This window comes from Carboxylicivirga sp. (assembly GCF_982718395.1).
In genome coordinates this window covers 1-14,528 of the sequence record NZ_CEXQWX010000015.1, presented here as the reverse complement: position 1 = coordinate 14,528, position 14,528 = coordinate 1, and the positions used below count along the sequence as shown (strand labels likewise).

General features: G+C 37.3%; 8 protein-coding genes and 1 pseudogene. 8 read left to right on the top strand and 1 reads right to left on the bottom strand.

Translation table 11 applies throughout. From position 1 onward, the window contains the following. Positions 1-16 precede the first annotated feature (16 nt). The 5 genes from lipA to AC4MRQ_RS04945 all read left to right on the top strand — a co-directional run bounded on the left by lipA (position 17) and on the right by AC4MRQ_RS04945 (position 7,967). Entirely contained in the window at positions 17-889 is an 873-nt protein-coding gene (gene lipA / locus AC4MRQ_RS04965) for a lipoyl synthase (protein ID WP_491196547.1), read from the top strand. Next, positions 889-1,593: a lipoyl(octanoyl) transferase LipB gene (gene lipB, locus AC4MRQ_RS04960; protein WP_491196546.1), complete on the top strand. Its 705-nt coding sequence runs from the start codon at positions 889-891 to the stop codon at positions 1,591-1,593. Before lipA ends, lipB begins: the two co-directional genes overlap by 1 nt. Positions 1,594-1,719: 126 nt before the next feature. Then, entirely contained in the window at positions 1,720-3,441 is a 1,722-nt protein-coding gene (gene recJ, locus AC4MRQ_RS04955) for a single-stranded-DNA-specific exonuclease RecJ (protein ID WP_491196545.1), read from the top strand. 556 nt (positions 3,442-3,997) lie between these two features. Next, on the top strand, positions 3,998-6,748 hold the full coding sequence (locus AC4MRQ_RS04950; RefSeq protein WP_491196544.1) for a TonB-dependent receptor: 2,751 nt from the start codon (positions 3,998-4,000) through the stop codon (positions 6,746-6,748). Positions 6,749-6,758: 10 nt separating this feature from the next. Then, positions 6,759-7,967, top strand: a complete 1,209-nt coding sequence (locus AC4MRQ_RS04945; protein ID WP_491196543.1) for a phytase — start codon at positions 6,759-6,761, stop codon at positions 7,965-7,967. 62 nt (positions 7,968-8,029) lie between these two features. Here the strand turns inward: AC4MRQ_RS04945 and AC4MRQ_RS04940 are convergent, their stop codons facing one another. After that, the gene (locus tag AC4MRQ_RS04940; RefSeq protein WP_491196542.1) at positions 8,030-9,724 is read right to left on the bottom strand and encodes a Na/Pi cotransporter family protein; all 1,695 of its coding nucleotides are present in this window, start codon (positions 9,722-9,724) and stop codon (positions 8,030-8,032) included. A 305-nt stretch (positions 9,725-10,029) separates the two neighbouring features. On the opposite strand from AC4MRQ_RS04940, the gene AC4MRQ_RS04935 reads away from it, so the two are divergent. The 3 genes and pseudogenes from AC4MRQ_RS04935 to AC4MRQ_RS04925 form a co-directional block, all read left to right on the top strand. Beyond that, positions 10,030-12,285: a GH92 family glycosyl hydrolase gene (locus tag AC4MRQ_RS04935; RefSeq protein ID WP_491196541.1), complete on the top strand. Its 2,256-nt coding sequence runs from the start codon at positions 10,030-10,032 to the stop codon at positions 12,283-12,285. A gap of 610 nt (positions 12,286-12,895) precedes the next feature. Continuing rightward, positions 12,896-14,191: an O-acetylhomoserine aminocarboxypropyltransferase/cysteine synthase family protein gene (locus AC4MRQ_RS04930; protein ID WP_491196540.1), complete on the top strand. Its 1,296-nt coding sequence runs from the start codon at positions 12,896-12,898 to the stop codon at positions 14,189-14,191. A gap of 117 nt (positions 14,192-14,308) precedes the next feature. Next, positions 14,309-14,528, top strand: a pseudogene (locus AC4MRQ_RS04925) (homoserine dehydrogenase); the annotation flags it as partial.

Here is a 14,528-nt window from a genome sequence, read left to right as displayed (position 1 = left end):
AAACTATAGTAATAACATGGTGAAGATTAAAAGCAAGATATTAAAACCTGATTGGCTTAAAATACAACTCCCCAATACCACTGACTATAAATGGATGCACAATACCATTCGTGATAATAAACTACATACCATTTGTACCAGTGGGAAATGCCCCAATGCTGCAGAATGCTGGGCAGCAGGAACGGCTACTTTTATGATATTAGGAGATATTTGCACGCGTGCCTGCAAATTTTGTAACGTTAAAACCGGTAAGCCTGATCCGGTCGATTTGAAAGAACCATTGCGAATTGCCCGTTCCATTCAAATCATGAAACTAAAACATGCAGTTATTACTTCGGTTGATCGTGATGATCTGGAGGATGGCGGAGCAGAGATTTGGGCAGCTACCATCAGAAAGACCAAAGAACTGAATCCGAATACCAGCATGGAAGTGTTGATACCTGATTTTAATGGCTTGCATCACCTGATCCAACAAGTGATGGATGCCAAACCTGAGGTAATTTCGCATAACCTGGAAACAGTTCGCCGTTTAACACCTGTTATCCGCACCAAAGCCAAATATGATTTAAGTTTAAAAGTGCTAAAGTATATTGCTGATGGCGGCATGGTAGCTAAATCGGGTATTATGCTTGGACTGGGCGAAACAGAAGAAGAGGTTTTTGAAACCATGGATGATCTGCTCAAGGCTGGTGTAACGGTGATGACCATTGGCCAATACCTGCAGCCAACCCAAAATCATCTACCCGTATCGGAGTATGTTACACCCGAACAATTTGACAAGTATAAACAAGTTGGTCTCGAAAAGGGTTTTAAATATGTTGAAAGCGGTCCGCTGGTTCGTTCGTCCTACCATGCCGAGCAACATATAAATGCTTTAAATAATCAATAATGAACACATATACAGTATTTGAAGATCTTGGCATTAAAGATTATAAGGAGGTTTGGGATTACCAGGAAAAGCTTTTCGCGGAAGTCGTTGATGTAAAACTCCACAATCGCGATAATCCGAATAATCTGAAAGACATCACTAATCATTTGCTATTTGTTGAGCACCCACATGTCTACACATTAGGTAAAAGTGGCGTACAGAATAACCTGTTGATCAACGATCAGTTTCTAAAACAGATTGACGCAACCTTTTACAAGATCAACAGAGGTGGTGACATTACTTATCATGGACCTGGTCAGATTGTGGGTTATCCCATTCTGGACTTGGAAGCCTTAAACCTGCAGGTGAAAAGCTATATCCACAATTTAGAAGAAGCCATCATCCAGACACTGGCCGACTATGGAATTAAAAGTGAACGCCTTGATGGTGCCACAGGAGTATGGCTCGATACTACCGTTCCAGGAAAATCTCGCAAGATTTGTGCAATAGGAGTGAAAGCCAGTCGTTATGTTTCTATGCATGGCTTTGCTTTAAATGTTAACACCGACTTAAACTATTTTAATCACATAAATCCTTGCGGATTTGTTGATAAAGGTGTTACATCTATGGAAAAAGAGTTGGGCAGTAAATTAGAGATAAAGGAAGTAAAAGATAAACTGGTTCAAAAATTATCTGATATTTTCGAATTGGAATTAAACAAGTGAGCATAAATAATATAGCGTTATTTTAATGCCTCTGGTAGTATATTTTTATTAACAATTGCGCATTCCGCTTTTGTTTTAAGATAAATTTTCGAAAAATTTATGCTCTTAAATGGGCAATAAAGGGAGATGGAAAAACGGTGGAGCATAAAACCCGAAAGTGATGATGAAATAATTGATCACTTATCAGAGGTACTAAATATCAATCGCGTATTGGCTAACCTTCTTGTTCAGAGAGGGGTAACCAATTATGACGAGGCCAAGTCGTTTTTTCGACCTAAACTTACCGATCTTCATAACCCCTTTTTGATGAAAGATATGGAGGCAGCAGTCCACCGTATCGTTAAAGCCTTTGATAACCATGAAAAGATTCTTATCTACGGGGATTACGATGTAGATGGTACTACCAGCGTTGCATTGGTCTATTCTTTTTTAAGTCTGCATTATAGTGATATTGATTACTATATACCCAACCGCTATGAGGAAGGTTATGGTATTTCATATAAAGGGATAGATTACGCTGCCGATAACGGTATCACCCTGGTTATTGCTCTTGATTGTGGGATAAAGGCTGTTGAAAAAATGGATTATGCCCGTGAAAAAGGTATCGACTTCATTATATGTGATCACCATACACCAGGTGATGTTTTACCCAATGCGGCTGCTTGCCTGGATCCTAAGCGTCCTGATTGTAATTATCCGGATAAAAACCTGTCAGGTTGTGGTGTAGGCTTTAAATTAATGCAGGCCTTTTGTCGATTTAAAGATTACAAAGAATCACAATTGTATGATCTAATTGATCTGGTAGCAGTTAGTATAGCTTCTGATATTGTACCGATCACAGGTGAAAACCGCATTTTAGCCTACTATGGACTGGAGAAATTGAATTCTAATCCTGGTATCGGTTTGAGTTCCATTATCAAAATAGCTGGTATGGAAGGCCGCGAAATCACCATCAGTGATATCGTTTTTAAAATTGGCCCGCGTATTAATGCAGCAGGACGAATTGACGCCGGAAGTGATGCTGTTGATCTATTGGTAAGCCGTGACTCAGGCAATGCCGGCCTGATGAGTAAAGACATTGATGAGTGTAACGAAACCCGTAAAGATCTGGATCGAAGCATTACCATCGAAGCCCATGATTTAATAGCCGGTAATCAGGAGTTACTTAATAAAAAATCCACTGTTCTCTATAATAAAGACTGGCACAAAGGAGTAATTGGAATTGTTGCCTCACGCCTGACTGAATCGTTTTACCGACCAACAGTTATTTTAACTGAATCCAAAGGACTGGCTACCGGAAGCGCCAGGTCTGTTGAAGGATTTGATCTGTACAAGGCTATTGAATCTTGCAGTGATCTGCTTGAAAATTTTGGAGGTCACATGTATGCGGCAGGATTAACACTAAAGATTGAGAATATCCCTGCCTTTAAGCAACGATTTGAACAGTATGTGGAAGACAATATCTTACCTGAACAATTAATACCTCAGATTGAGATCGATTCAAAACTGCACTTAAAAGATATTACACCAAAGTTTTATAGAATTTTAAAGCAATTCAGACCTTTTGGTCCTGGAAATATGAAACCTGCCTTTTCATCTGAGCGCGTATTTGATTATGGTACCAGCAAATGCGTTGGTAAAGAGCGCGATCACCTGAAACTGGAAATAATCGAAGAGCATTCAGCTGCCATCAAGCAAGGTATTGCTTTCTCAATGGGACATGTTATCAATGATATCAAATCAAATGATCCTTTTGATATTTGCTATTCGGTGGAAGAAAATGTCTATAATGGTATTACCACACTCCAGGTAATGGTGAAAGATATCAAATTTCCTTACGCAGAGTAATTCCTATTTTGAATCATTATAAATAGTTTCTATTAAGCAGATAATTTACCTTTTTAAAAACAAGGGGTAAAAATGAAATAAATCACATTTTATTTTCATCACTCTTAAATTTTAGAGGGGTCAATAACTTAAAAATCATTTTAACATTTTTTCACACCAGTATTTTAGGGGTATAAATTCAAAAAACCAGAAATAGAAAATATCAATTTATTAACTATGAGTTAATTACACCTTATTTTTTTATAAAGTTCGGGATGCACGAATAACTTTTTTATATATATTTAGCCCGTGAAAGTTAAGCCCTTTCCCTTAAATCAGATAAAATCCAGATGAAAAAAGGTTCGGTTCCGCCGGACCTTTTTGCGTATATATACCTGTACTTCCTCTTGTTCCAACTTTCACGTACTCCCATTCTTTAGACATTCGCAACACATTTAATTAACATCTTAACATTGAGGTTATTTCATAATAATCCAAACTTAATTTTGATTTAAACCCCAACGGCTTTTACCCTCCTACTTTTGAGGCGACATTTTTAATAAAACCTCATTAAATCATGAAAACATCTAAGTTGTTGCTAACACTATCGTTGTTTATAGTGAGCTTCACAACATTGGCCCAAAACGGCTTTATTCACGGACGCGTAACAGATTCAAAAAACTATCCTCTGCCTGGTGCAGCAGTATTTATTCAGGGTAATATAAATACAGGTACTATTACAGATGTAAATGGCTTTTATCGTCTCAAAAACCTAAATGATGGAAATTATACCGTTGAAGTCAATTACATTGGTTTTGAAAAAGCAAACATTGAAATTGAAATCAGTCAACAGAAAGGGGCAGAAGCTAATTTTGTTCTTAAAGAAGGAATCGAATTGCAGGAGATCAAAATCAACGGTCAGCTGCAAGGACAAACAAAAGCATTGAACCAGCAAAAAAACAGTATTAATGTAACCAACATCATTGCTGCCGATCAGGTAGAACGTTTTCCCGACTCGAACATTGGTGATGCACTAAAACGTATCCCTGGTATTAATGTACAATACGATCAGGGTGAAGCACGCTTTGGCAATATTCGCGGAACAGCACCAGATCTTAACTCCGTTACCATTAACGGTGAACGAATTCCATCTGCTGAAGCGGAGACGCGTTCAGTCCAATTAGACCTTATTCCGGCAGATATGGTACAAACCATCGAAGTTAACAAAGTGGTTACGGCCGATATGGAAGGTGACGCAATTGGTGGTTCGGTTAACCTTGTTACCCGCTCAAAACCAACAGGACGCCGTATATCAGGTACAATCGGAAGTGGTTATAACTTTTTAGCCGAAAAGCCAATGACTATTGGTTCTTTGGTTTATGCAGATCGTTTTTTCAATGATAAAATTGGAATGGTGATCTCTGGTTCTTATTACAACCATCATCTGGGTTCCGACAATATCGAAGCAGAATGGGATGACGATGGTTCAATAAAAGATTTCCAGGTACGTACCTATGAATTACAACGGGAGCGTCAAAGTTACTCAGCTTCATTTGATTTTAAAGTAAACGAAAATCACACTTTTGACCTTAAAGGTATTTACAATCGTCGTAAGGACTGGGAAAACCGTTACCGTCTGCGTTATAAGGATATTGAAGAAGATGATAATGGAAATATGATTGCCGAAATTCGTCGTCAGACGAAAGCTGGTTCAAAAGACAATAAATATGCACGTTTGGAAGACCAGGCAACAATGAACTTCTCATTAGGCGGAGAACACCACTTTGGTAAATTAACTGCTGACTGGAAAGCTTCATATTCCAAGGCAAAAGAGGAGCGTCCAAATGAACGCTATGTCAGTATGCACTATAAAGATGTAAGCGTTACTCCTGACCTGTCAGATACTGAAAAACCTCAGATTATTATTAACGATGCTGATGCCAGAGACCTGAATGGCAACTGGGGACTTAAGGAAATAACTGAAGAGTTCCAGCATACAGATGATATTGATAAGACTTTCGGTGCTAATTTTGACTTACCAATTAACACAAATTCAATTTTTAAATTTGGTTTCAAATACAAGGGTAAGGAAAAGCAACGTGGCAATGAGTTTCATGAGTATGAATTTAACAACGATGCTGCTGAAGATGCCTTTATAGCAGATGCCACCAGTCCAGGCAATATGGTTAATAAAACAAAAGACAATTTCCGGGCGGGTGATTATATGGCCGGAAATTTTGTAAAGCCAGAATTTGTAGGTGATCTTAATTTAAACAGCAGTGACTTGGATAAGGTACCTAATTTTGAAGAAATTGCCGGTAATTTTGATGCTAAGGAAAATATAACTGCGGGTTTTATTCGTTGGGATCAGTCCATCAGCAATCGCCTTAAAGCCGTAGCGGGTATTCGATATGAGAGGACCAATGTTGAGTACTCAGGTTTTGTTTTTGATCCTGATGCTGAGGAAGAAGAAGATCAGTTTCAACCTACAGGAAAACAATCCAGCGATTATAGCAACTTTTTACCAAGTATCTTATTGAAATATGACATTTCTGAAAATACCAAGTTAAAGGCTGCCTGGTCAAATACAATGGCTCGTCCTCGTTACTTCGACCTTATCCCATATATGATTGTTAACCGTGAAGATAACGAGAGAGAATTCGGTAATCCTGACTTAAATGCAACCAGTTCGATGAACCTTGATTTAATGGTTGAACACTACTTCAAATCAATCGGATTAATTTCAGGAGGTTTGTACTATAAAGGAATCAGTGATTTCGTTGCTGACGAAAGAACTTATGTAATGGAAGGAGAGGATGAATGGAAGTATATTCAACCAATTAATGTTGGTGATGCTGATCTGTTTGGATTTGAAGCAGCTTTTCAGCGTCAGTTCAATTTCCTTCCAGGTATACTTAAGAACTTAGGACTTTATGCCAACTACAGTTACAATTACAACAAAGTAAGTAACATTAAACTGGAAGATCGCGAAGATGATGAGATTAAGCTGGCAGGTACACCTGAAAATACAGTAAACGTTTCTCTGTTCTATGAAAGTAAGAAGTTAACGCTTCGTGCTTCATTAAACTATGCAGGCGACTTTATTTATGAATATGGAGGCGAAGCATTCGAAGATGTTTACTACGACAAAGCCACACATGTTGACGTAAGTGGATCATATGATATTACTAAAAACCTGAAATTCTTTGCCGAAGTTAATAACTTGTTGGATCAGCCGCTACGCTTCTACCAGGGTGAATCAAAATATACTTTCCAGGAAGAATATTATGGAATTCGCATGCAAGGAGGTATTCGCTTTAACTTCTAATTGACATTAAATGAAAAGACCATTAATAATACTATTTGTTCTGACTTTTCTGACTGGTAGTTGCAGGCATAAGGCCAGCACATCGGCAGAAACTGAAAAGGAAGTTGTTATTGCTAAAATGGATGGACAGACCGAAGCAATTGAAGATTCGATCAAAAAAGCCAATGCATTAAGTTTACAAGCTCAATTTAAGAGAGTTGTCTATCCTAAAGCACAAACACAACCGGTTGATCAACAACATGATATTGATGCTGCTGACGATCCTGCCATCTGGTACAATGCTGAAAACCCGGGAGAATCAAGAGTGTTAGGAACAGATAAACAAGCTGGTTTAGCGCTTTACAATCTTAAAGGTGAGCTTGTCGACTTTCAATCAGTCGGTAGAGTAAATAACGTTGATCTTCGCTACAATTTTCCGCATAACGATCAGAAAATTGCCATAGCAGCAGCTTCAGAAAGAAACCTGAATGCTTTGATGTTGTTCTCTGTGACTGCTGACAGCTTAAGTATTGTTCATACCAAACCAGCCTTATTGGATAGTTTCATTATTGACGATGCCTATGGATGTTGCATGTATTACAGTCGAAAAAAAGACACTTTTTATGCATTTATCGGCGGCAAAAATGGCAATATTCAACAATGGAAATTAGAATCTGATGCTGGTAAAATAAGCATAGAAGCAGTCAGAACAATTTCTCTTGCTTCGCAAAGTGAAGGAATGGTAGCTGACGATGAAACCGGTATTCTTTATATTGCAGAAGAAGGCAACGCCATTTGGAAAACAGATGCAGAAGAAGACGGATCAAATGAGCTGACAAAACTTGCCGACAGTGATAGTTTAAACACGCATATTGCCTACGACCTGGAAGGTCTGGACATCTATTATGCAGGTGACGGGAAAGGCTATCTTATTGCGTCTGTTCAGGGGAATTTTTCCTATGCTGTATTCGAAAAACATGGCAACAACAAATATCTGGGCAATTTTATAATTCGAGCAAACAACTCGATAGATGGTGCTGAAGAAACAGATGGTTTAGCTGTTAGTAACCTTAATATGGGACCAGATTTTCCCAATGGTTTATTGGTAGTGCAGGATGGATTTAATGAAGAGAATAACCAACCAAGGCCGCAAAACTTCAAGCTTATTGATTGGGCCGATGTTTCTAAATCATTTAATGACCCACTTATTATTTCACCGGATTATAAATGGTGGAAGTAAGGTAAAATAAAGACATAAAAAAAGACCGAAAATTCGGTCTTTTTTTGCTTTATACGTTGATATTATTGAGGGTTTACCTCAGCTAAAGCTTCAGTTACATTAATGACATAATCCGCCAGTTTCTCACACTCAGAGAACAAGTCGTTGAAAATAATTCCTGCCTCGTAAGTATATACACCATTTTTAAGATTATCCAGGTGCTCAATCTTTAGCTGATTGCGGTAATTATTTATTTCATCTTCTAACTGTTTAGCCTTTGTCAAATGAATATCTTCATTCGAATTATCAAGATTTGACAACATTACTTCAAGCGACGCATCTACCAGGTTAAACATCAGCTCAAGCTTATTCATTATCTCTTCACTGAACTGAACCTTTGCATTACGCATCCGGTTAATTGTCTTGGCAAGGTTGTAATTACAATCGCCAATACTCTCCAAATCATCAACCAGCTTGAGCATCGAACGAACACGTTTACGCCCCAAATCACTCAATTTTCCTTGATTAACCTGAGAAAGGTAATTGGCAATTTCTACCTCAACATTATCACAAATACCTTCGTATTTTTCGATACGTGCAAATTGCTTGCTAAATTTACTATCCTTGTTCTGGTTTATAAGCTTCCGAATAAAACCAAACATTTTCTGACTATGTTTACCAAACCAATGAACCTCTTTTCTGGCCTGAAGTATCGATAACTCAGAAGTTGATAACATACCAGTTGTAATGAACTTTAACCGGAACTCTTCTTCTTCAACCTCAGATGATGGGATCATTTTAACAACCACCTTTTTAAATAATGGCACAAACCAGATAAATATCAGCACGTTGAGTACATTAAAAGATGTGTGGAAAATTGATAAAGCTGTAGGTATAGCCGCAACAGACTGACTTGGTGAAACACCATTACTTTTCGAAACAAAATGATCAATGGCATCAACAAACCATGGAAATACAATAAGCATCCAGGTAACACCCATCATGTTGAACAACAAGTGAACCCTGGCAGCACGTTTGGCTGAAACATTACCGACTGCAGCTGCAATATTAGCAGTGATGGTCGTACCAATATTTTCACCCATTACCATCGCAGCAGCTAAATGAAATGGTATCCATCCCTGGTTACACATCACAAAGGTAAGGGCCATTGTTGCACTTGATGATTGAATAACAACCGTTAATATCGCCCCTATAAATAAGAATATTAGTGTTGAGCCAAAACCAAGATTAGTATAATGCTGTAAAAAGCTAAGAACTTCCGGACTTTCTTTAATATTAGGCACAGATCCCTTCAGGTATTCTAAACCAAGGAACAGTAATGCGAATCCAACCATGAATTCACCCCATGATCGTCGCGATGAATTTTTTGAGAAAATCAGTGGTAAGCCTAAACCTATCATTGGCAGGGCATAGGCACTGATTTTTACTTTAAAGCCTAACAAAGTAATCATCCAGCCGGTTACTGTGGTTCCAATATTTGCACCCATTATAACACCAATGGATTCAATCAGGGACATAAGACCTGCATTAACAAAACTCACCACCATTACAGTAGTTGCCGAAGATGACTGAATAATTGTTGTTACCAAAAAGCCAGTAAGAACACCCAAAAACCTATTGGAGGTCATGGCTGATAAAATCTTACGCATCTTTGCTCCGGCAACCTTTTGCAAGGCTTCGCTCATCATCTTCATCCCGAAGAGAAATAACCCTAATGAACCAATGAGGGTTAAAAAATCAAAAAGTGAATAGCTCATAATTAGTAATAATGTAAAGGCTAATGCCTTTGCAATAAAAAATATAGATTCTGTATCTCAAATTTGAACGCCCAAAGATGTAATTTTTTTCAAAGTTTTAACACTTACATAACCTTGTAATAATGATTTTTTAACACTGTAAGTGTCTCTTTAGAATATTTCTAATTTACAGACGGTAAATATCATCTATAGCTGAATTATTTAAGTTGATAATTATACCTATTTGAACCAGCATACACCAAGTATAAGGAAGATCTCCACTTTCTTTGTAAACGAGCACTTTAAAAGATTTAAAAAGTACTAATATGAATAACAATCTGATTATTATTGCAAGCTTACTTTGTTTACTAACACTGGGGTGTGATGAGATCAAAGAAAAAGAAACTGAAAGATTAACCAGTTTCGTTAATCCTTTTATGGGCACTGATGGACCAGGAAATACTTACCCGGGCGCTACCGTTCCATTTGGTATGGTTCAATTAAGTCCTGATCATGGTATACCAGGTTGGGATCGGATTGCCGGGTATTTTTATCAGGATACAATTATAACAGGTTTTAGTCATATGCACCTAACCGGAACCGGAGCTGGTGATTTGTACGATATATTGCTGAGTCCCATCAATTCCAAAGCAACTAAAACAACAAAAGAAAATGGTTATCGTCCGTATAGTACATTTTCACATGAAAATGAACAGGCCGAACCGGGTTATTACCAAGTATATCTACAGGACTATGGTATAAACGCCGAATTAACCGCCACAAAAAGAACAGGTATTCATCAATACACTTTTCCTAAAGATGATAATTCAGGTTTTATAATTGACTTAGGATATGCTTTAAACTGGGATGCTCCAACTGATACCTATTTAAAAATAGTTGATGAAACAACCATTGAAGGTTATCGCTTTTCAACAGGTTGGGCTCCTGATCAGCGAATTTTTTTTACAGCCAAATTTTCTAAGCCATTTACTTCGTCGCAACTATATAAAAATGGAAAGAAAGTAGAGGAAAACAGTGTTAATGCTAAAAATACCAAAGTGATTGTTCGTTTTCCAACCAACGATCAGGAACAAGTATTAGTGAAATTTGGCTTTTCTTCAGCTAGTTTAAATGGATCATTGGTAAGTCTGAATAAAGAAGCTTCTCATAATGTATTTGAGAAATACAGAAAAGATGCTTCCGATACATGGGAGAACGAACTATCTAAAATAAAGATTCAGAGCGACAATAAAATATGGAAGCAAACCTTCTACACAACGCTTTATCAATCAATGCTGGCACCTACTTTACTAAGCGATACAGACGGAATGTACAAAGGCGCAGATCACCAGTATCATAAGGCAGAAGGATTTGATAAATACGATACATTCTCACTATGGGATACATTTAGAGCAGCTCACCCATTGTATACAATTATGCACCCTGACAAGGTAAAGGATTTTGTAAGCAGTATGTTAAGTCATTATGAGCAAACGGGATTAACACCTGTTTGGTCGATGCATGGAAATGAAACGAACATGATGATTGGATATCATGCCATTCCAGTAATTGTGGATGCGTACTTTAAAGGTCTATTGAATAATTTTGATCCAGAGCTGTTATATCAGGCCTGTAAATCGAACGCCATGGATAATGACCATGGAATAAAGGAATATCGCGAATTAGGGTATGTCCCAGTTTCATATGATCATGAAAACTGGTCGGTATCAAAAACCGTAGAATATGCCTATGATGATTGGTGTATAGCTCAACTTGCCAAAGATTTAAATAAAACTGAAGATTACCAGTATTTTATGCAACGTGCCAATAATTGGCGAAACCATTATGATGAAGAATCATCATTTTTAAGGCCAAAACAAGCCAATGGTGAATTTATAAAAGACTTTGTGGCAAAAGATTATACCGATCATTTTTGTGAAAGTAATGCCTGGCATTACTTCTGGTTTGTACCACACAACATTCAGGGGTTGATTGATATTACAGGTGGAACCAATCGCTTTGATGAAAAACTGGACAGTATGTTTACTTATCATCCAAAGGATGATGATGAACTTCCAATCTTCAGTACAGGTATGATCGGACAATATGCTCACGGTAACGAACCAAGTCATCATGTAGCCTATTTATATAATTACCTTGGCAAACCATGGAAAACGCAAGAAAGAGTCAGAGAAATAATGGAAACTCAATACGCTCCGGTTCCTAATGGACATTGCGGTAACGAAGATTGCGGACAAATGTCGTCATGGTATATTTTTAGCTCCTTAGGCTTTTATCCGGTTAATGCAGCTGAGGGAGTATACGTAATTGGAACACCATTATGGGAAGAAGCAATAATTAAGCTTGATGAGAATAAAGTTTTTAAAATAACGAGCTCTAATTCATCACCCGAAAACTTATACATTGATCATGTGAAATTAAACGGTCAGACGTTAAATCGTTCTTATATTTATCACAATGAAATTATAAATGGTGGACATTTGGAATATCATATGACATCAAAACCAAATAAGAATTTATGGACTAATAAGGAGTCTTTTCCTCCTTCAGATTTAAACTAAAAAAATAGCTAAGTGAAACAGTCAATTGTATTCTGTTTCACTTAGCCATTTTAAAGAATGATAAATAAAGTAACAATTGACAGTATAAAAACCTGTAAAATCAAAAACCTGATTGGTACATCAATACTTTTAAACCATTCTTTGACCGTTGTTAAGTTTCGAGTCATCATAGCTTATTGGGTTTATGTCAATTAATTAGACCATTAACTACTATTCCAACTCCCGATTCATAACACTAGACGAAAAAAAATTTTGAAGGTTGCATACCATTCTAATTTTTATTCATTCTAAAGTACTTTCACTTTATAACGGTTTGATTTCCTACTTATTGCGCAATATTAAAAAAAATCTCTTACAAATACATTTGAATTTAGGAGTAATTTCTCTTTATTTGCAATGGATGAATAAGAAATTAATTCATATTACTTCTACTGGCTTCAATGAGAATCACTCATTGAATACGTCCTCATATATGATGATGTGTATGATGATGACACGCTAAGTGTCACAACGCATCGTATCTGAAAATCAAACAAAACATAGTACAGACCGGTGCGTTAGGCACAGGTAGAGGTTAAAACAAGAACATTAACCATAAAAATTAAATACTATGTCTGATTTTCGATTTGAAACACTTCAGTTACATGCCGGTCATGATGTTGATGAAACCACCTTATCACGTGCTGTACCAATTTACCAAACCAGTTCGTATCTTTTTAAAGATTCAGAGCATGCTGCCAATCTTTTTGGTCTGAAAGAGTTTGGAAATATCTACACGCGCATCATGAATCCAACAACCGATGTATTCGAAAAGCGCATTGCTGCTTTAGAAGGTGGAGTTGGAGCATTGGCAGTTTCATCTGGACAAGCGGCACAATTTATTGCGCTTACAAATTTTCTGGAAGCCGGTGACAACTTTGTTTCAACATCATACTTGTATGGCGGAACCTATAACCAGTTTAAGGTCCAATTTAAACGTTTGGGTATAAACGTTAAATTTGTTGAAGGCGATAATCCGGCAGATTTTGAAGCAGCTATTGATGCCAATACAAAAGCCATATACATCGAGACAATTGGTAATCCACAATTTAATGTGCCTGACTTTGAAGCCATAGCAACCATTGCTCAAAAACATGATATTCCGCTCGTTGTTGATAACACATTTGGAACTGGAGGCTATCTGTTTCGCCCACTTGAACATGGTGCCAATATCGTAGTTGAATCAGCAACAAAATGGATTGGAGGGCATGGTACTTCAATCGGTGGTGTCATTGTAGATGGTGGAAACTTTAACTGGGGTAATGGTAAATTCCCTTCGTTTACTGAACCATCAGAAGGTTATCATGGATTAAAATACTGGGATGTATTTGGTGCTGAAAGTCAGTTTGGTAATATTGCCTTTATCATCCGTTCCCGCGTTGAAGGCTTGCGCGATTATGGATCGGCCTTAAGTCCATTTAATGCTTTCCAGTTAATACAAGGTATAGAAACTCTGTCTCTTCGTGTTGATCGCCATGTAAGTAACGCTTTAGAAATAGCTAAGTGGCTCGAAAATCATCCTCAGGTTGAATATGTTAATTATCCTGGTCTTGAATCCAGTCCTTATCACCAGTTAGCCAAGAAATACCTTAAAAGAGGTTTTGGAGGCGTTTTAAGCTTTAAAATAAAAGGCGATGCTGAAGCGGGTGACAAATTTATTAATAGCTTATCTCTGATTAGTCATCTGGCTAATATTGGTGATGCAAAATCATTAATCATCCACCCGAGTTCAACTACGCACGAACAGCTGAGCATTGAAGAACAAAAAGCTTCAGGTGTTGAACCCGGATTACTTCGCTTATCAGTAGGTATCGAACACATTGATGATATCAAGGCCGATTTAAGTGCGGCATTTTCAAAACTTTAAAATTTCAAACCATCCAATACCTAATAGGTGTTGGATGGTCAGTTATTTACCTTAATTTTGCGAGGCAAAACAAAAACCAACTGATTCATTGTATATGATGAATCGAAAAAATTAACCATGAAACAAAAATTAAACATCGGTCTGTTTGGCTTTGGTGTAGTTGGACAAGGATTATACGAAGTGTTGAAGACCAGTCCAGCCTTCGACTCGGAAATATCAAAAATATGCGTCAAAAACCAGAAGAAAAGATCATTACCTGAGCAATACTTCTGTTACGATCCTGATGCTATTTTAGATGATCCAAATATCAATACTGTAGTCGAATTGATAGATAATG